Origin of the sequence: Streptomyces sp. MMG1121 (genome assembly GCF_001280015.1) — a bacterium.
Classification (GTDB): domain Bacteria; phylum Actinomycetota; class Actinomycetes; order Streptomycetales; family Streptomycetaceae; genus Streptomyces.
This window is the reverse complement of record NZ_LGDV01000207.1, coordinates 46,830-65,801: the sequence shown is the minus strand read 5'-3', so window position 1 is coordinate 65,801 and position 18,972 is coordinate 46,830. Positions and strand designations below refer to the sequence as shown.

General features: G+C 71.3%; 18 protein-coding genes. 13 read left to right on the top strand and 5 right to left on the bottom strand.

Translation table 11 applies throughout. The features are described from left to right. Nucleotides 1-2: 2 nt before the first annotated feature. Nucleotides 3-530: a hypothetical protein gene (locus ADK64_RS28590; RefSeq protein ID WP_053663500.1), complete on the bottom strand. Its 528-nt coding sequence runs from the start codon at nt 528-530 to the stop codon at nt 3-5. A gap of 525 nt (nt 531-1,055) precedes the next feature. Here ADK64_RS28590 and ADK64_RS28585 point away from each other — a divergent pair. The 10 genes from ADK64_RS28585 to ADK64_RS28540 all read left to right on the top strand — a co-directional run bounded on the left by ADK64_RS28585 (nt 1,056) and on the right by ADK64_RS28540 (nt 9,177). Next, nucleotides 1,056-1,781 carry a peptidylprolyl isomerase gene (locus tag ADK64_RS28585; protein WP_053663498.1) on the top strand — a complete coding sequence of 242 codons (726 nt, stop codon included), beginning with the start codon at nt 1,056-1,058 and terminating at the stop codon, nt 1,779-1,781. 135 nt (nt 1,782-1,916) lie between these two features. Further along, nucleotides 1,917-2,462: a site-specific integrase gene (locus tag ADK64_RS42245; protein ID WP_234384731.1), complete on the top strand. Its 546-nt coding sequence runs from the start codon at nt 1,917-1,919 to the stop codon at nt 2,460-2,462. A 103-nt stretch (nt 2,463-2,565) separates the two neighbouring features. Further along, nucleotides 2,566-3,855, top strand: coding sequence for a 4-carboxymuconolactone decarboxylase (gene pcaC / locus ADK64_RS28575; protein WP_053663496.1), 1,290 nt, complete (start codon nt 2,566-2,568; stop codon nt 3,853-3,855). Between the two features lie 56 nt (nt 3,856-3,911). After that, nucleotides 3,912-4,547: an MBL fold metallo-hydrolase gene (locus ADK64_RS28570; RefSeq protein ID WP_053663493.1), complete on the top strand. Its 636-nt coding sequence runs from the start codon at nt 3,912-3,914 to the stop codon at nt 4,545-4,547. 36 nt (nt 4,548-4,583) lie between these two features. Beyond that, on the top strand, nt 4,584-5,363 hold the full coding sequence (locus ADK64_RS28565; RefSeq protein ID WP_053663491.1) for an exodeoxyribonuclease III: 780 nt from the start codon (nt 4,584-4,586) through the stop codon (nt 5,361-5,363). Nucleotides 5,364-5,378: 15 nt separating this feature from the next. Further along, nucleotides 5,379-5,798, top strand: a complete 420-nt coding sequence (locus ADK64_RS28560) for a DUF6278 family protein (protein ID WP_053663489.1) — start codon at nt 5,379-5,381, stop codon at nt 5,796-5,798. Between the two features lie 150 nt (nt 5,799-5,948). Then, the gene (locus ADK64_RS28555; RefSeq protein WP_053663488.1) at nt 5,949-6,692 is read left to right on the top strand and encodes an amino acid ABC transporter ATP-binding protein; all 744 of its coding nucleotides are present in this window, start codon (nt 5,949-5,951) and stop codon (nt 6,690-6,692) included. A gap of 18 nt (nt 6,693-6,710) precedes the next feature. Then, nucleotides 6,711-7,646: a glutamate ABC transporter substrate-binding protein gene (locus ADK64_RS28550; protein WP_078992883.1), complete on the top strand. Its 936-nt coding sequence runs from the start codon at nt 6,711-6,713 to the stop codon at nt 7,644-7,646. Between the two features lie 11 nt (nt 7,647-7,657). Beyond that, nucleotides 7,658-8,302, top strand: a complete 645-nt coding sequence (locus tag ADK64_RS28545) for an amino acid ABC transporter permease (RefSeq protein WP_053663486.1) — start codon at nt 7,658-7,660, stop codon at nt 8,300-8,302. Beyond that, nucleotides 8,299-9,177 carry an amino acid ABC transporter permease gene (locus ADK64_RS28540; RefSeq protein WP_053663484.1) on the top strand — a complete coding sequence of 293 codons (879 nt, stop codon included), beginning with the start codon at nt 8,299-8,301 and terminating at the stop codon, nt 9,175-9,177. Before ADK64_RS28545 ends, ADK64_RS28540 begins: the two co-directional genes overlap by 4 nt. A gap of 49 nt (nt 9,178-9,226) precedes the next feature. On the opposite strand, the gene ADK64_RS28535 is transcribed toward ADK64_RS28540, so the two are convergent. Further along, nucleotides 9,227-10,795, bottom strand: a complete 1,569-nt coding sequence (locus ADK64_RS28535; protein ID WP_053663482.1) for a CocE/NonD family hydrolase — start codon at nt 10,793-10,795, stop codon at nt 9,227-9,229. A gap of 108 nt (nt 10,796-10,903) precedes the next feature. Beyond that, complete coding sequence (locus ADK64_RS28530) at nt 10,904-11,644, bottom strand: hypothetical protein (RefSeq protein WP_053663480.1); 741 nt, start codon at nt 11,642-11,644, stop codon at nt 10,904-10,906. Nucleotides 11,645-11,746: 102 nt separating this feature from the next. On the opposite strand from ADK64_RS28530, the gene ggt reads away from it, so the two are divergent. Next, nucleotides 11,747-13,588 (top strand): gamma-glutamyltransferase, encoded by a 1,842-nt coding sequence (gene ggt / locus ADK64_RS28525; RefSeq protein ID WP_053663478.1) that lies wholly within the window; start codon nt 11,747-11,749, stop codon nt 13,586-13,588. A gap of 69 nt (nt 13,589-13,657) precedes the next feature. Here ggt and ADK64_RS28520 read toward each other — a convergent pair whose 3' ends face one another. Both ADK64_RS28520 and map read right to left on the bottom strand, forming a co-directional pair. After that, nucleotides 13,658-16,192 carry an ATP-dependent Clp protease ATP-binding subunit gene (locus ADK64_RS28520; protein ID WP_053663476.1) on the bottom strand — a complete coding sequence of 845 codons (2,535 nt, stop codon included), beginning with the start codon at nt 16,190-16,192 and terminating at the stop codon, nt 13,658-13,660. Between the two features lie 91 nt (nt 16,193-16,283). Further along, nucleotides 16,284-17,054: a type I methionyl aminopeptidase gene (map, locus tag ADK64_RS28515; RefSeq protein WP_053663474.1), complete on the bottom strand. Its 771-nt coding sequence runs from the start codon at nt 17,052-17,054 to the stop codon at nt 16,284-16,286. A 63-nt stretch (nt 17,055-17,117) separates the two neighbouring features. Here map and ADK64_RS28510 point away from each other — a divergent pair, with 63 nt between their 5' ends. Together ADK64_RS28510 and ADK64_RS28505 are read left to right on the top strand one after the other, a co-directional pair. Continuing rightward, nucleotides 17,118-17,369, top strand: coding sequence for a helix-turn-helix domain-containing protein (locus ADK64_RS28510; protein WP_053663546.1), 252 nt, complete (start codon nt 17,118-17,120; stop codon nt 17,367-17,369). 104 nt (nt 17,370-17,473) lie between these two features. Further along, nucleotides 17,474-18,949, top strand: a complete 1,476-nt coding sequence (locus tag ADK64_RS28505; protein ID WP_053663472.1) for a hypothetical protein — start codon at nt 17,474-17,476, stop codon at nt 18,947-18,949. Nucleotides 18,950-18,972 lie beyond the last annotated feature (23 nt).

Sequence of the window (18,972 nt, the reverse complement as noted above, 5' to 3'; positions counted from 1 at the left end):
CGTCAACGGCTCCACACCACGGGCACCACGTCCAGCTTCAGCCTGCGGTCGCTGCCCGGAGGGCAGTTGCTGACGAAGCAGTCCGTGCCGATCGTGATCGCTCCGTGCGCGCTGGCCGGGGCGTGGACGCCATCGCCGAGCAGTACGGCCTCGTACCCGCCCAGCAGTTCCTGGACAGTACCGGGCCCGAAGTTCTCCGGCGCGCTGACCCCGGCCATGCCGTCATGGTTCGTGTACGACGCCCCCAGGAAGCGGCCTCCGACGGTGTAGAACTGGATCTTGACGCCGACCAGGGGCTGCCCGGTACGAGGGTCGGTGGCGACCGCGCTGATGTTCTCCAACTGCATCTGCGTGACGTTCAAAGCACCCTGGCTGGCCGAGAGATTGGCCGGCACCAGGTCCGTGCACTCGGAACCGCTGCACGTGGGCGCCGCCCCCACAGCCGCGTTCGCCGCCGTGCCCCCTCCGATGCCCAGCGACGTCAGCGCGACGGCCGCGACCGAGACAGCCTTGCGCCCCGGAAACCTCATGTCCCCTCCGACAGTTCCGTGCCCCGCAGACACCGGTCCTCGACCAACGTGGCAGGGCGGGAAGAAGCTCCACACCAGTGGTGCGAGCCGCTCGGCGAGCGGCGAGACACACAGCGTAGGGCGGACGATCACACGCTCGCCGGCGACCGATGACCTATTCCTTCCATGGGATGAGCACCATGCGTCAGGCTGACGCAGCGAAGCGTGGCACGGGCGCGCGGCCGCCGGAAGGAGCGGCTCCTGCCCGACGGTCTCCCACCAAGCGCCGGCCATCCGTCGCGGGTGGGTGACGGTCGCAACTGGCTGGGACCCAGGTCGGGCGCCAGCCCGCGATGCGCTCCGGCCACACCGCTCTCGGTCTGCCGGAACGCAGCCGACGCTGTGCTGCATCCGAACGAAGTGGCCTGCGGCCGCGGGCCGAAGGCTGGGAGGTGGATTTGGCTTGCGGGCGGGTTCTCGCCCGCCGGGCCGCACTTTAGGCTGCGACCGCTCCGAAATCTGGCGATCTTTTGGAGGGTGTGCAGGATGAACCGAGTTCTCATGACCGCATTGGCGGCAGCGGCGTTGGCCGTGTCCGGGGGCACCACCACCGCCTCCGCTTACGATGCCCCGCCGCGCACCACGCACGGTCCTTGCCAGTACACCCAGACCCCGGACGAGCCGGCGGCGCGGCGGGTCCCCCTGCCGCCCGACCCGCGGCACACCCCCAGTCACGGCACGGTCGGTATGGCTGTCCGCACCAGCCAGGGCCCGCTCCCGCTGAGTCTGGACCGGGCGAAGGCGCCGTGCACGGTCCAGAGCTTCGTGCACCTGGCGCGGCACCGGTTCTACGACCGTACGGTGTGCCATCGGCTGACGGCGTACCCGACGCTGAAGGTCCTACAGTGTGGCGACCCGACCGGCACCGGCGAGGGTGGGCCGGGGTACGAGTACAAGGACGAGCTGCCGGTGGACCTGCCGCCGGCACCGAGCGATCCGACCGGCGCCCGCCGCCTTTACGGGCGCGGCTTGCTGGCGATGGCCAACGCCGGGCCGAACACGAACGGTTCGCAGTTCTTCGTCGTCTACGGCGACTCCGCGCTGCGACCGGACTACACGGTGTTCGGCACTGTCGGTGCCGCCGGTCTGAAGACGCTCGACAAGATCGCGGCTGGCGGTATCGAGCCGACTTCGCAGGACCCGGCGCCTGTCGACGGCACGCCCGTGCTGCGGACCGAGCTGCTCAGCGTCCGGCCGTCCTGCCGGCCCTGACGAACTGTGGTGCGGTCACCGTGGGTCCAGCTGTGTGCCTGGTCTCACGGTGATGTGAAGTAGCCATCGCTGAACGCCTCGTGCTGCAATTGGCCGTGACGCTGGGCGGGCCGTCGGGCGGGTGGCGCGTCACTGATGGGGCTCCGTCCAGCTGAAGTCTGCGGCCTTCGGTGGGACGACGTTGACCTGGAAAACGCCACGATTGTCATTGCCAACACGCGCACGATGGTGGGCAACCGATACGTAGTGGAGAAGGACACCAAGTCTCTTGCGGGCGAGCGGGTTCTGCCGCTGCCGGCTCTGGTGCTAGCCGCTCTCAAGGCGTTCAGGGCTCTGCAAGCGGAGGAGAGGCTCTCCCTGGGGCAGGCGTACGTCGCGTCCGGCTACGTGTTGGTGCACGAAGCAGGGGATGCCTTCACGATCAAGCAACTTCGTCGGCGCGCGTACCGGCTTATGGAGATTCTCGGACTCCGTCGCGTCAGACTCTACGACGCACGCTCGTCGTGCTTCACCTTCCTGGCCAACAACGGTGTCCCGGACCACATCCTCGCGCGATGGGCTGGGCATACGAACGTAAAGACGACCAAGCGGTGGTACGTCAAGCCGGATGTAGAGGATCTTCGCGGGGCCGCCACCACATGGGATGGCCTGCACGGGGCTGCGGCGGGGGAGAAGGCGTGAGCCACGGGGACTACCAGCTGAGTGACTCGTTGAGAGCGGGACAAGGCCCGCTAGGTTCACCCCGGCGATGTGACATCTCGTGACAGATGAGAGGCTCGGACGAGTGAGCGAGACATCACCGAACACCTTGCAATACCGCTTTGACGGGCCAGAAGACGCTCCGGTCCTGATCCTGGGTCCCTCACTGGGTACCACATGGCACATGTGGGACCGCCAAGTACCGGAGCTGATCAAGCAGTGGCGGGTCTTCCGCTTCGATCTGCCCGGGCACGGCGGCGCCCCCGCCCACCCGGCCGGTTCCGTCACCGAGCTGACGAGCCGGCTGCTGGCCACGCTGGACTCGGCCGGTGTGCAGCGGTTCGGGTACGCGGGCTGTGCGCTGGGCGGTGCGATCGGGATCGAGCTGGCCCTGCGGCACCCGGAGCGGCTCGCCTCGCTGGCGCTGGTCGCGGCCTCGCCCCGGTTCGGGACCGCCGACGAGTTCCGCCAGCGCGGGGTGATCGTCCGGACCAACGGGCTCGACCCGATCGCCCGGACCTCGCCGGACCGCTGGTTCACCGGCGGGTTCGCCGCCGCCCAGCCCGCGATCACCGAGTGGGCCGTGCAGATGGTCCGCACCACCGACCCGGGCTGCTACATAGCCGCCTGCGAGGCACTCGCCGCCTTCGACGTGCGCCCCGAGCTGGGCCGGGCCGGCGTGCCGACCCTCGTGCTGGTCGGCTCCGACGACCAGGTCACCGGCCCCGCCGAGGCCCGCACCCTGGTCGCCGGCATACGGGACGCCCGGCTCGCGGTGGTCCCCGGTGCCTCCCACCTGGTCCCGGTCGAGCAGCCGGCCGCCGTCACCGACCTGCTGGTGCACCACTTCGGCACCGCCTGGCAGCAGCCGTACGACACCGGCCAGACGGCACTGCCGAGCCTGGCGGCCGTCCCGGTACCGGTCGCGCCGCCGCAGGCCGTGCCGCTCGCCGAGATCGCCCCGGCCGCCGTACCGGCGCAGGCTCCCGGGCCGTCCGACCGGTACGAGACCGGGCTGAAGATCCGCCGCGAGGTGCTCGGCGACGCGCACGTGGACCGGGCGCTGGCCGGGGCCGACGAGTTCTCCGGGGACTTCCAGGACTTCCTCACCCGCTACGCCTGGGGCGAGATCTGGGACCGGCCGGGCCTGGACCGCCGTACCCGCAGCTGCATCACGCTGACCGCGCTGGTCGCGGGCGGGCACCTGGAGGAGCTGGCCTTCCACGTCCGGGCGGCGCTGCGCAACGGCCTCACCCCGGACGAGATCAAGGAGGTGCTGCTCCAGGCCGCCGTGTACTGCGGGGTGCCCGCCGCGAACAGCGCGTTCCGGGTGGCCCGGGAGGTCATCCAGGAGGAGACCACGCCCGCCGAGTGAAGACCGGGCGAGCCGGGTGCCACCGGGTCCGGCGGGCCTTCGGCAGGATAGGGAGCATGAAGCTCACGAAGAAGTCCCACGCCTGCGTCCGCCTGGAGAAGGCCGGGCGGACCCTCGTCATCGATCCCGGCGGCTTCAGCGAGCGGGACGCGGCCGTCGGCGCGGACGCGATCCTGGTCACGCACGAGCACCCGGACCACTTCGACGAGGGCCGGCTACGGGCCGGCCTGGAGGCGAACCCGGCCGCCGAGATCTGGACGCTGAAGTCCGTCGCCGACCAGCTCGCGGCGGCCTTCCCCGGCCGGGTGCACACCGTCGGCCACGGCGACACCTTCACCGCGGCCGGCTTCGACGTGCAGGTCCACGGCGAACTGCACGCCGTGATCCACCCCGACATCCCGCGCATCACCAACGTCGGCTATCTGATCGACGGCGGCAAGGTCTTCCACCCGGGTGACGCCCTCACCGTCCCCGACCACGCCGTGGAGACCCTGATGCTCCCGGTCATGGCCCCCTGGAACAAGATCTCCGAGGTCATCGACTACGTCCGCGAGCTGAAGCCGCAGCGCGCCTATGACGTCCACGACGCCCTGCTCACCGATCTCGCCCGCCCGATCTACGACCGCCAGATCGGCGCCCTGGGCGGCACCGACCACCAGAGGCTGATGCCGGGAGCCTCGGCGGAGGTCTGAGGCCGGTTGTCAGACCCTCCGGGTAGGTTGTGAGACATGCGCATCGCGACCTGGAACGTGAACTCGATCACCGCCCGCCTCCCGAGGCTGCTGGCCTGGCTGGAGAGCAGCGGCACGGACGTGCTCTGCCTGCAGGAGGCCAAGGTCGCCGAGGACCAGTTCCCCTCGGACCAGCTGCGCGAGCTGGGCTACGAGTCGGCGATCCACGCGACCGGCCGGTGGAACGGCGTGGCGGTGCTCTCCCGCCTCGGCATCGAGGACGTGGTCAAGGGCCTGCCCGGCGATCCGGGCTACGACGGTGTGCAGGAGCCCCGCGCGATCTCCGCGACCTGCGGCCCGGTCCGCGTCTGGTCGGTGTACGTCCCGAACGGCCGCGAGGTGGAGCACCCGCACTACGTCTACAAGCTCCAGTGGTTCGAGGCGCTGAAGGCAGCCGTCGCCGGTGACGCGGGCGGCAGCCGCCCGTTCGCGGTGCTGGGTGACTACAACGTGGCACCGACGGACGAAGACGTCTACGACACGGCCGCCTTCGAGGGCCTCACCCACGTCACCCCCGCCGAGCGCGCCGCCCTCGCCACGCTGCGCGAGACGGGCCTGAACGACGTCGTGCCCCGCCCGCTCAAGTACGACCACCCGTACACCTACTGGGACTACCGCCAGCTCTGCTTCCCGAAGAACCGCGGCATGCGCATCGACCTGGTGTACGGCAACGCCCCGTTCGCCCAGGCCGTCAAGGACGCCTACGTCGACCGTGAGGAGCGCAAGGGCAAGGGTGCGTCCGATCACGCGCCGGTGGTGGTCGACCTCGACGTCTGATGCCACGCTGGGTCCATGAACCTTCCGTTCCTGGGCCACCGGCACAAGAAGAACGGTGGGGCGGCGTTCCCGGCCGACCCCGAGTCGGTCGCCGCACTGCTGTCCGAGTGCGACCTGCTGCGCGCGCAGGCGGCCCAGGCGGGCGTCCGCCTCGACGACACCCCGGCCTCCCTGGAGGCTCTGGACCAGCTCGTCCCGCGCTGGCGTGACGACGCCGAGACCCTGCCCTGGCTCGGCCACGACGCCGGGCTCTATCTGGGCACGGTCGTGGTGCGCACCGTGCCCGGCGCCGGCTGGCGGATCCGCTCCGACGGCGAGCCCGTCGTACGACTGGCCTCCGGCCGGGAGATCGAGGTCGCGGACGCCGGGCGGGAATGGGCCGCGAGCGGCGTCCCCGAACTGTCCCAGCTGTACGCGGAGATCGCCGAGAACTGAGCCCCGCCTCCCACACGTTCAGTCCCTCACACTGCCCCCTGTGCGGTAAATACGGCTAATGCCCGAAAAGTGCGTGTCGTTATTCAGTGCCGCTTTTGTCTGGATAGGTTGCGGCAACCACGACACAGCTGAGAGTGAGTAGGGCTGCGTATGGCCGTCGATCCGTTGATCGAGCTGCTGGGCGTCAACAAGTACTACGGCGAGCTGCATGTCCTGCGGGACATCGACCTCGCCGTCGGCAAGGGGGAGGTGGTCGTGGTCATCGGCCCGTCCGGCTCGGGGAAGTCGACGCTGTGCAGGACGATCAACCGGCTGGAGACCATCGAGTCCGGCACCATCACGCTCGACGGACAGCCGCTGCCCCAGGAGGGCAGGGCCCTCGCCCGGCTCCGCGCCGAGGTCGGCATGGTCTTCCAGTCCTTCAACCTCTTCGCCCACAAGACGGTCCTGCAGAACGTCTCCCTCGCTCAGGTCAAGGTCCGCAGGCGCAGGCGGGACGAGGCCGACCGCCGCTCCCGTGAACTCCTGGAGCGGGTCGGCCTCCTCGCGCACGCCGAGAAGTACCCGGCGCAGCTCTCCGGCGGCCAGCAGCAGCGCGTGGCCATCGCCCGCGCCCTCGCCATGGAACCCAAGGCGATGCTCTTCGACGAGCCCACCTCCGCCCTCGACCCGGAGATGATCAACGAGGTGCTGGAGGTCATGCGCCAACTCGCCCACGAGGGCATGACCATGGTCGTCGTCACCCACGAGATGGGCTTCGCCCGCGCCTCCGCCAACCGGGTGGTCTTCATGGCCGACGGCCGGATCATAGAGGACCGCACCCCGGAGGAGTTCTTCACCAACCCGCGCAGCGAGCGTGCCAAGGACTTCCTCTCCAAGATCCTCAAGCACTGATCCGGGGGAGTGCGAACCATGATCCGTACCACCCGTGTGCCCATCCGGGTGCCCCGCGCCCTGGGTGCGGCCCTGTGCGCCGCCCTCGCGCTGCTCGCCGCCGCCTGCGGCAAGGACGGCAGCCCGCCCACCAAGGGTCCGGCGGCCGACAAGCTGCCGCACTACCGGGTGGACCGGAACTTCACCCTGCCCGCCTCCGGCACCTGGACCCGGGCGAAGAAGCGCGGCTACTTCGTCGTGGGCGCCAAGGAGGACCAGCCCTACCTCGGCGAGAAGGACCCGGCCACCGGCACCTATTCCGGTTTCGACATCGAGATCGCAAAGATGATGTCCGCCTCCCTCGGCCTCCCGCCGTCGACGATCCACTTCCGGACGATCGCCTCCGCCAACCGTGAGACCGCCCTGCAGAACGGTCAGATCGACTACTACGTCGGCACCTACACCATCAACGCCAACCGCAAGAAGCTCGTCGGCTTCGCCGGGCCCTACTTCATGGCCGGCCAGTCCCTGCTGGTCCGCAAGGACGAGAACGACATCCACGGCCCCGGGGACCTCGAGGGCCGACGCGTCTGCTCGGCCGCCGGCTCCACGCCGTACCAGCGCATCCAGGCCGACTACCCCAAGGCGGTCCTGGTCGGCTACGACACCTACTCGGTCTGCGTCGACAACCTGCTCACCTACCAGGTCGACGCGGTCACCACCGACGACGCCATCCTCATCGGCTACGCGGCCAAGGCCCCCGGCGAACTCAAGCTCGCCGGCGATCCGTTCTCGAAGGAGCCGTACGGCATCGGCGTCCCGCGCAGTGACAACGCCCTGCGCTTCGCCCTGAACGACGCCCTGGAGGCCCGTCAGAGGAACGGCGACTGGAAGAAGGCGTACGAGGCCACGCTCGGTCTGTCCGGTGTGCCCGCACCCCACCCGCCCGCGATCGACCGCTACCCGGCGAGCTGAGCGAGGACGGCATGAACGTACTGACCGACAACTTCTCCCTCTACGCCGAGGGTTTCCTCGGCACCGTCGAACTCACCGTCTACGCGGGGCTGCTGGCGCTGGTGCTGGGCTTCGCGATGGCGTCCTTCCGGGTCGCCCCCGTCGCCTCCCTGCGTGTCTTCGGCACCGTCTGGGTCACCGTGCTGCGTAACACCCCGCTCACCCTGCTGTTCTTCGCGGTGCTGCTCGGACTGCCCCGGTTCGGCCTCGTGCTGCCCTTCAAGGTGTTCGCGGTCCTCGCCCTCGGCTGCTACACCTCGGCGTTCATCTGCGAGGCACTGCGCTCCGGCATCAACACCGTCCCCCGGGGACAGGGCGAGGCGGCCCGCAGCCTCGGCATGACCTTCGGCCAGACCCTGAACCTGGTCGTGCTGCCGCAGGCGTTCCGCTCGGTGATCCCGCCGGTCGGCTCCACGCTCATCGCACTCGCGAAGAACTCCGCGATCGCGGGCGCGTTCAGCGTCACGGAACTGCTCGGCACGTACAAGACGCTGAGCGAACTCGGCTACAACATCGTCTGGACCTTCGTCTGGATCGCCCTTGGCTACCTGATCATCACGCTCGCCATCAGCGCGCTGTTCAACGTGCTGGAGCGGACCCGGGGAGTCGCCCGATGACCGGCACCACCGCCCTCTACGACGTCCCGGGCCCGCGCACCCGGCAACGGCATCGCCTCTACGGCGTGGTGTCCACCGCCGTGATCCTCGGCCTCATCGCCTGGATCCTGTATCTGCTGTTCGACACCGGCCAGTTCACGTACACCAAGTGGATGCCCTTCGAGTACAAGGGCATCCAGGAACTGCTGCTGCGCGGTCTCGGCAACACCCTGAGGGCCTTCGTGATCGCGGTCGTCCTCTCCCTCGCCCTCGGAGGGGTGCTCGCCACCGGGCGGCTCTCCGACCACCGGCCGGTGCGCCTGCTGGCCACGCTCGTCGTGGAGTTCTTCCGCGCCATGCCCGTCCTGGTGATGATCTTCTTCATCTTCGTGGCGCTCAAGGTGCAGCCGCTGCCCGCGCTGGTCGCCGGCCTCACCCTCTACAACGGCTCGGTCCTCGCCGAGGTCTTCCGTTCCGGCGTGAACGCGGTCGAACGCGGCCAGCGGGAGGCCGCGTTCGCGCTCGGCATGCGCAAGACGCTCGTCATGACGCATGTCCTGGTGCCCCAGGCCGTCCGGGCCATGCTGCCCGCCATCATCAGCCAGTTGGTGGTCGCCCTGAAGGACACCTCCCTCGGCTATCTCATCACCTACGAGGAGTTCCTCCATGCCGGGAAACTGATCGCCTCCAACCTCGACTACGATTTGCCGTTCATCCCCGTGGTGATGGTGATCTCGCCGATCTACATCGGGATGTGCATGCTGCTCTCGTGGTTCGCCGGCTGGGTGTCCCGCCGTGAGCAGCGCAGTCCCAAGACCGAGGCCGTGGCGGTAGCCGCGGCCGAGCCTGGGACGCTGCTGCCGGGTGGGGAGCCCCCCACGGCCCCGAGACCGTAAGGGGGGTGGCAGTTCATACGGGCCAGGCTCGTCCGGCGGCAGCCGGAGATCACTGCTCGCGCACGGGGACGGACACGTACGACGGGTCGTCCGGGGGCGAGGAGAAGGTCAGCTGCGCGCCGGACGGGTTGTGCTCGATGTACAGCGGGTCGACCGTGTCGACCACCAGGGCGAGACGGTGTCCGGCGGGGACGTCGTAGGCCGTGGAGAACAGATCCAGGTTGACGTCGAACGGCTTGCCGGGCGTTTGCCCGTGCCAGGTGTACGGCGCGTGCGTGACCAGCTTGCCGAGACCGAGCGGCCCCACGTCGTAGAGATAGGCGACGAGGGTGCCGCTCTCCGCGGTCGGGGTGAGGGTGGTGTGCAGGGTGGCCGTACCGCGCACCTGCTGAGTGGCGCCGTACCGCTGCGACTGCCACACGGCCGCCCAGCGGCGCGGCAGCAGCGGCATGGAGGCCATGGGCGGCAGCCGGGCGATCTGGTCGAGGATGCTGGAGAGGAAGACGATCCCGCCGTCGGCGCCGGAGTCGACGTTGGCATGGATGGTGGTGGAGCCCGCGAGTGCGATCTTCCTCCTGGTCGCGCCGACCGCCTTCCAGTCCGGGTAGCCCTCGTATCCCCCCGCGCTACGGGACTCGATCTGGACCGGCTGCTCACGGTCGATGCCGTTGTCGGCGCCCTTGAGGTAGTGGTCCAACCAGCGCTCGGTGTCCGTCCAGACGTCGTTGGGCAGCCCGAACAGGCCGGTCAGCTCGGCGGTCGCGTGGTCGCCGGGGCGCAGCTCCAGCCGCTTGGGCACGGTCAGCTTCTGGTAGAAGTCGGCGTACTGGTTGGGCGAGAAGACGGTGTCGCCCCAGGCGTTGGCGAGCATGACCGCGGCGCCGTTCCTGTTCAGCTGGTCGACATAGGTCGCGGGGGAGCGCTTGCGCCCCCAGGCGATCATCTCCTGTTCCTTCGCCAGGTTGGAGGAGTACAGGTTGTCGAACATCTCGCGCAGCTCGGGGCTCTCGCGGCCGGTGAGGGTGGCCGAGCCGTCCAGCACGCCGAGTGCCTGGACGTGCTGGGTGCGGCCCGAGTAGATCGAGGCGACCAGGTCCGCCCAGCCGCTGAGCGCCGCCACCGCCTTGACGCGCCTGTCGTGGGCGGCGGCGAGCAGGCTGATCCCGGCGCCGTACGACACCCCCGCCATGCCGACGTGCGCCGGATCGGACGGGGTGTGGGCGAGGGCCCAGTCGATGACCTTGGAGGCGTCCGCGACGTCGGGCGGACCGGCCACTTCTATCTGCCCGCCGGACTGCCAGAACCCGCGCACGTTGTAGGTGAGGACCACATAGCCGGCGTCGGCGAGCTTCTGCGCCTGCGCCAGATACTCCACCTGGGGCAGGGACCAGCTCGTGGGCAGCACGACGAGCGGGTAGCGGTGCGAGCCGTTCGCGTTCGCGGGCGTGACGACGTTGGCCTTCAGTACGGTGCCGCCGTCGCCGGCGATGTCGACGAAGCGGATGGCGGGGGCGGCGGCCTGGGCGGCCGGGGCCAGCCCGACGACGCCACCGGCGACGAGCGCCGCCGAGACGGCTCCGGCGGCGGCGGTGCGCACAGCGGTGCGACCGTGTCCCATGGGTCACTCCTTCACTCGTGTCAGTGCAAAGTGACCCGACGGTAACCGGCGCCCCTTACCGCAAGTAACCCGCTGGTAAGTTACGTGCCGGTAAAGATTGTTGAACCCTCACGTGGTCCCGGGCGGCGCCGTCTCCGGCAGCGGCGTGCGCGCCGCCCGGGTGACGTCCGCGACCAGTTCGACCACGTCGGGGCCGTACGCCTGCGAGTTGAGCACCTTCAGGAGCAGCACGAACGAGCCGGCGCCGTGCTTGCGGTGCAGCCGCTCGTGGTGGCGGGCCAGATAGCGGGTCGCCGCCTGGTTGGTGATCGCGCTCTGGCCGCAGAAGAGGAACACCGGCCGGGCCTGGCCGCCCGCGGTGACCCGGGCGAGCAGCACGTACTCGGCGACGCCCCGCTCCATCGGGTAGTGCTCGCCGCCGATCCGGAAGGCGCCCCGCTCGGGCCCCGGCTCCGGATCGGTGTTGACCCACAGGCCGGGCAGCATCGCCGTCATATGGGCGGCCATCCGTCGGTTGGAGGACGGCCCGCCCACACAGAACTCGGTCCGCTCGCCGAAGCCCTGCTGGACCGCGTCCTGGGTGACCACCTGGGCGTTCGCACCACAGTCCTTGATGAGGGCGGAGAGCTCCAGCAGCGCGAACACGTCGAAGCGGTGCACCGCCGGTTCGGCGGCCGCCGGGTCGCGGTTGACGACGAGCAGCGACTCCGCGTTCTCCGGCAGTCCGAAGAACGCCTGCTTGCGCCGCAGCTTGCGCCGCCACAGGGAGGTCCGGGCGATCCAGCCCAGCGAGGCGGACATGCCGGTCGCCACCAGGCCCAGGACGATGTTGCGCAGGTCGTCGTTCATGGCCGCGCATGCTAGCGGCCCCGAGCGTCCGATTGCGTACCGGTGTTCGATGTGTGACGTTCGTGTGGCGGCCGGAAGAGGCCCCCTGTCGGTGCCCCGGCAATCTGGCTACGCTGCGCGGACCGGTCCCGACGGGGGGGTCGCTGGGGGGGACGGAAGCGGGGGGTCCGGGCGGTTTCGGGCGCGGGGGGGGGGGGGGGGGGGGCGGCGCCGCCCGCCGCGACCGGCGCGAAGGTCACCAGGGTCACCAAGGTTCCGGTGGCCGTCGGTTACGGCGGCGCCGTCGCGAGTGTCGACGCGGACGCCTCCGCCGCCGGCATCGAGGTCCTCAGGCGCGGCGGCAACGCGGTCGACGCGGCCGTCGCCACCGCCGCCGCGCTCGGCGTCACCGAGCCCTACTCCTCCGGCGTCGGGGGAGGCGGCTACTTCGTGTACTACGACGCCAAGTCCCGTACGGTGCACACCATCGACGGCCGCGAGACCGCGCCGCTGACCGCCGACTCCCACCTCTTCGTGGAGAACGGCAAGCCGCTCGCCTTCGCCGACGCCGTCACCAGCGGCCTGAGCGTCGGCACCCCGGGCACTCCCGCCACCTGGCAGACGGCGCTGGACGAGTGGGGCACCAGGGGGCTCGGCACGGTCCTGAAGCCCGCCGAGCGGATCGCCCGTGACGGCTTCACCGTCGACGACACCTTCCGCTCGCAGACGGCGGACAACGAGACCCGGTTCCGCTACTTCCCCGACACCGCCAAGCTGTTCCTGCCGAACGGCAGGCTCCCGGTCGTCGGATCCACCTTCAAGAACCCCGACCTGGCCCGCACCTACGAGGAGCTGGCGCGCAAGGGCGTCGGCGCGATCTACCACGGCGACCTCGGCCGGGACATCGTCAAGACGGTGAACAAGCCGCCGGTGGCCGCCGGTTCGGGCTACGACGCCCGCCCGGGCAAGCTGTCCGCGAAGGACCTCGCCCACTACGGGGCCAAGCTGCAGAAGCCGACGCACACCACGTACCGGGGCCTGAAGGTGTACTCCATCGCACCTTCCTCCTCGGGCGGCACCACGGTCGGCGAGGCGCTCAACATCCTGGAGAAGACGGACCTTTCGAAGGCGAGCGAGGTGCAGTACCTGCACCACTTCATCGAGGCCAGCCGGATCGCCTTCGCGGACCGGGGGCGCTGGGTCGGCGACCCCGCCTTCGAGGACGTCCCGACCAAGCAGCTGCTGTCCCAGAAGTTCGCCGACTCGCGCGCCTGCCTGATCACGGACGACGCGGTCCTCACCAGCCCGCTCGCCCCGGGCGACCCGCGCCATCCGGCGGCCTGCGGCAAGGGCGGTACGGCCGCGCCGACGACGTACGAGGGCGAGAACACCACGCACCTGACCGTGGCCGACAAGTGGGGCAACGTCGTCTCCTACACGCTCACCATCGAGCAGACCGGCGGCAGCGCCATCACCGTGCCGGGCCGGGGCTTCCTGCTCAACAACGAGCTGACCGACTTCTCCTTCACCCCGGCCAACCCGGCGGTGCACGACCCGAACCTGCCGGGCCCGGGCAAGCGGCCCCGCTCGTCGATCTCCCCGACGATCGTGCTGGACCGGTACGACAGGCCCGTGGTGGCGCTCGGTTCGCCCGGCGGCGCGACCATCATCACGACCGTGCTGCAGACCCTGACCGAGTTCCTCGACCGCCACCTCCCGCTGGTCGACGCCATCGCCGCACCCCGCGCCAGCCAGCGCAACGCGGCCCGGACCGAACTCGAACCAGCCCTCTACAACAGCGACTTGAGGGGCAAGCTGCAGGCGATCGGCCACTCCTTCTCGCTCAACCCCGAGATCGGCGCGGCGACCGGCGTGCAGCGCCTGCCGGACGGCAAGTGGCTGGCCGCCGCCGAGAAGGTACGCCGGGGAGGCGGCTCGGCGATGGTGGTGGACCCGACACCGTAGCGGACGTGACGCGCACGGCGCCGGCCCTTCACCGGGGGGCGGCGCCGAGTGCCGTACCACGCGAGGGCCTCACGGTTCCGGCGGGGACCCGTGGGCGGGGTGGAACGTCAAGCGGTCGTCCTGCGCGTCCACCGTCACCCGGCCGCCCTCGGAGATCGTGCCCTTCAGCAGGAGCCGGGACAGCTGGTTGTCCACCTCCCGCTGAATGGTGCGGCGCAGCGGGCGGGCGCCGTACTCGGGCTGGTAGCCGTGCTCGGCGAGCCAGTCGACGGCCGCGTCGGTGAACCGGACCGTGACGCCCTGGCCGTCCAGCAGCCTGCGGGTGCCCTCCAGCAACAGGTCGGTGATCTGCCGCAGTTGCGCGCCGGTCAGCTGCCGGAAGACGACGATCTCGTCGATGCGGTTGAGGAACTCCGGCCGGAAGTGCTCCCGCAGTGGCCTGAGGATCTGCTCGCGCCGCGCCTCCTCGGCCGCGTCCGCCCCGCCCGGCCCGAACCCGATTCCGGCACCGCGCCGGGTGATCGCGTCGGAGCCGAGGTTGCTGGTCATCACGATGACTGTGTTGGTGAAGTCCACCGTCCGGCCCTGGGAGTCGGTCAGCCGGCCGTCGTCCAGAACCTGGAGCAGGATGTTGAACACGTCCGGGTGGGCCTTCTCCACCTCGTCCAGCAGGAGCAGCGAGTACGGGTGCCGCCGGACCACCTCGGTGAGCTGCCCGGCCTCCTCGTGGCCGACGTACCCGGGCGGTGCGCCGACCAGCCGGGAGACGGTGTGCCGCTCCTGGTACTCGCTCATGTCGAGGCGGACCATGCGGTCCTCGCTGCCGAACAGCGCCTCGGCGAGTGCCCGGGCCAGCTCGGTCTTGCCGACGCCGGTCGGACCGAGGAACAGGAAGCTGCCGATCGGCCGGTGCGGGCTCGCGAGGCCCGCGCGGGAGCGCAGCACGGCCTCCGAGACCACGGCGACGGCCTCCTCCTGGCCGACGACCCGCTGGTGCAGGTGCTCCTCCAGGCCGAGCAGCCGCTCCTTCTCCTCCTCGGTGAGCCGGCTGACCGGGATGCCGGTCTGCCGGGACACCACCTCGGCGATGGCCTCCGCCGTCACCTCCAGGTCCAGCCCCTCGTCGGCCTTGTCGCCGCCGCTCGCCTCCTCGATGTGCCGCTTCAGCTCGCCGATCCGGTCCCGAAGTTCCTTCGCCTTGTCGTAGTCCTCGTCCGCGACCGCCTGGTCCTTGTCCCGTACCAGTTGCTCGACCTCGCGCTCCTTCGCGCGCACGTCCGTCCCCTTGGTGCGGGCGCCGAGCCGTACCCGCGCGCCCGCCTGGTCGATCAGATCGATGGCCTTGTCCGGCAGCCGCCGGTCGGTGAGGTACCGGTCCGACAGCTGTACGGCGGCCACCAGCGCCTCGTCGGTGTAGCGGATCTGGTGGTGTGCCTCGTACCGGTCGCGCAGCCCGCGCAGGATCTCGATGGTGTCCGCGACCGTCGGTTCGGGTACCAGGACCGGCTGGAACCGGCGGGCCAGCGCCGCGTCCTTCTCGATCCGCCGGAACTCCTCCAGCGTGGTCGCGCCGACGATGTGCAGCTCGCCCCGGGCGAGCGCGGGTTTGAGGATGTTCCCGGCGTCCATGGTGCCGCCCTCGCCGCCGGAGCCCGCGCCCACGACGGTGTGCAGCTCGTCGATGAACACGACCAGCTGGTCGGAGTGCGCGCGGATCTCCTCCACGATGTTGTTCAGGCGCTCCTCGAAGTCGCCCCGGTAGCGGGTGCCTGCCACCACCCCGGTCAGGTCCAGGGCGACCACCCGCCGCCCGGCCAGCCCGTCCGGTACGTCCCCGTCGGCGATGCGCTCCGCGAGCCCCTCCACGATGGCCGTCTTGCCGACACCGGCGTCCCCGATCAGGACGGGGTTGTTCTTGCCGCGCCGGGAGAGCACCTCGATGGTCTGCTCGATCTCCGTGTCCCGGCCGATGACCGGGTCGATGCGGCCCCGCCGGGCCAGGTCGGTCAGATCGCGGCCGTACTTGTCCAGGGTCGGCGTGCCGGTGGGCCGCTGCCGCTCCGGGCGGATCTGGGTGCTCTCCGGGGCCTCGGGCGGCAGGGCACCGCCCGGGAACCGGGCCGCGTTCAGGATGTGCCCGGCCGCCGAGTCCGGGTTCGAGGCCAGCGCGCTCAGCACGTGCTCCGGGCCGATGTACCCGGCGCCGCTCGCCCGGGCCATGTCGTGCGCGTCCAGCAGGGCACGTTTGACGGCCGGGGTCAGCGCCAGCGAGGTCGGCGGCGGCACCTCGCCCGGCGGGTGCTGCACCGGGCCCGCACGGTCGTCGATCTCCGTCGCGAGCGAGTCGGGGTCCGTGCCCGCCCGGCTCAGCAGGCTCCGGGTGGGCTCGGCCGACACGGCCGCGCGCAGCAGGTGCTGGGTGTCCAGGTCCCGGCTGCCGTGCTCGGCGGCGTACTGGGCGGCCCCTCTGACCAGCTCCCGGGCCGGCTGGCTGAGCAGGCGGCCGATGTCGATGTGGCGCGGGCCCTGCGCACCGCCGGTGGCTCCGCTGAAGAAGCGGCCCAGGAAATCACCGAAGGGGTCGGGAGGGTAGCCGTTGGTCATGACGGTCCGTTCCTTTGGTGCCTGTTCATAACACCTTGGCACGGATGGCCTGCGACGGCATGGCGGGGCGCCCAGGGGGGAGGGCCGCCCCCTATCGCCTCTCGGTGAGCACCCGGGGACCAGCCTCCGTGATCGCCACCGTGTGTTCCGCGTGGGCTGCTCGGGAGCCGTCGGAGGTGCGCAGGGTCCAGCCGTCGTCGGCCTCGTAGTAGGTGTCCTGGCCGCTCGCGATCAGCATGGGTTCGATGGCGAGGACCATGCCGGGGCGCAACGGAAGACCCCGGCCGGGGCGTCCCTCGTTCGGGACCTCGGGGTCCTCGTGCATCCTGCGTCCCACGCCGTGGCCGCCGAAGCCCTGCGGGATGCCGTATCCGGCCGTACGGCAGACCGTGCCGACGGCGTGGGCGATGTCGCCGATGCGGTTGCCCACGACGGCCGCAGCGACGCCCGCCGCCAGGGCCCGCTCGGCCGCGTCGATCAGCCGCACGTCCGCCGGGCGCGGACGGCCCACCACGAGGCTCAGCGCCGAGTCGCCGGCCCAGCCGTCCAGTACGGCGCCGCAGTCGACCGAGAGCAGGTCGCCGTCGCGCAGCCGGTAGCGGGTCGGGATGCCGTGCACGATCGCGTCGTTCACGGAGGCGCAGATCACCGCCGGGAAGGGGGTCGGGGCGAAGGAGGGGCGGTAACCGAGGAACGGCGAGGACGCCCCGGCCTCGCGGAGCACCTCCCGCGCCACCTCGTCCAGTTCCAGCAGCGAGACGCCGACGTCCGCGGTCTGCCGTACGGCCGTCAGGGCCCGCGCGACGACCTGGCCCGCCGCGTGCATCGCGTCGATCGACGTGTTCGTCTTCAGTTCCATCATGCCAATTACTATACCGGTATTTAAATGGGCCTCATGGAGGTGGCCGGTATTAGAATGGGTGACATGGTGCGCACCCCCCTCACCCCCGAAGAGCGCGAACGCGGCGAACGGCTCGGCCGGATGCTGCGTGAGGCGCGCGGCGACCGGAGCATGCCCGAGGTCGCTGCCGCGGCGGGTGTCTCGGCCGAGACGCTCCGCAAGATCGAGACGGGTCGGGCGCCGACCCCGGCGTTCTTCACCGTGGCCGCGCTCGCCGGAGTCCTCGGGCTGTCGATGGACGAGTTGGTCGCGCGGTGCGCGCTGGTCGTCGCGTGACGTGAGGGGGCCGCGCACTGCCGGAAAACCGCGCGTAGCAGAGCCGTAACACGACTGGTGTTGCCTGGCGGCCGAAGTGCTGGCGGTCGGGCGGGGGCTGGGCGATGGTGGTGGATCAACTCCCAAGTCGGGTACGGGAGTTTGCGGGCTACCTGGACGGTCTGCTGGCGCGCCTGGATCCGCGGGAGGGCTGGAGCGGAGTCTTCTGGCAGCGCGACCCCGACGGCATGCGGGCCTGCCTCGACGGACGCGAGGTGCCACCGTGGGACGTGGTGGACGCACTGCTGCAGGACCTCGCGGCGGTGTACGGCAGCGCTGCCGCGGACGCCGAGCGGGAGCGCGCCCGAGCCCTGTACCGGGCCGCACTCGACGCGTACGACGCCCGTCCCGGCGCGCGCGAGACCCTGGCCGACCGCCTCGACGTCATGCTCCGCGAACAGCGCTACGCCGCGGACCGCCAGGCCGAACTGGCCCGCCTGCTCTCCGCGGACGCCTCCGGCGCGGACTCCGACGCCCACCGCCTCGACCTCGCCTGGGCCCGCGACGACCACGCCCGCGCTTCGGCCAGGTGCGCCGAACTCCGGGCACGGTTGGCGGAGTTGGACCGGCGGGTGGTGGCGGGCGAGCAGGCGGCGGGTGCGCGGGGGTGGCCGACCGCGGGACGGGGCCACGTGGCCGCCGGGCCCGGTACGGGCGGCGAGTCCGGTCCTGTGCGCGAGCCCGTGCCCGCCGAGCCGGGACCGGCGCGATCCGCCGCACCCCCCACCCTGGACACCCCGCACACCCCACCCGTCCCCACCGCCGCAGTCCCGGCGTCACCTCCCACGTCACCCACTCCGGAACCGTCCCCCGCCCCAGTCACCCCCGCCACCCCCGCCGGCGCCCGCAAACGCCGCCGCGGCAGTGCCCGTTTCGCCGGGATGGCCGAGGACGTCGGCGCGCCCGTCGCCGTACCGCGGGCCGCGGTACGGCCGCCGCGCGGGGCCCGGTTCGCCAGGGGGGCGGACGAGGCCGTCGAGGCGCCGCCGGTGCGGGGCGAGGAGGCGGACGGGGGTGCCGGCGTGGCCGTCGCCGGTGCCGTCGAGCGGCTTGCGCGGCTGCGCGCCGATGGCCGTACCGGCGAGGCGCACGTGCTGCTGGTCGAGGTCGCCCGGTGGGCCCCCGCCCGTTTTCCCCTCCTCGCCGACGCCCTGCGCCGAGCCGGGCTCGGGGCCGACTGGGCGACGCTGCTGTGGGAGGCCGCCTCCCTGCCCGTCGAACGGCTCGTCGGTGTCGCCGATGCGCTGGCCGCCGCCGGACGGGACGCCGACGGGCGGCAACTGCTGCGGCAGGGTGTGGCCCGGCCGGCGGAGCAGGTCGGTGTGGCCGTGCTGCGGCTGGCGGACGAGGGGCGGCGACGGGAGGCCGGGGCGCTGCTGGACGCCTGTGTACGGGTGCGGACGGCGGAGGAGGCCGCCCGGGCCGTCGGGCCCGAGCCGCGCCGCCTCGTGCCCCTGCTGCTGGCGGCCGCCCGCGCCGTCTCCGAGGAGCGCTACTGGGACGTCGTACACGCCCTGCGCGTCGTCGGGCACACCCCGTGACCGATGCCCCTCGTCTTCATCCC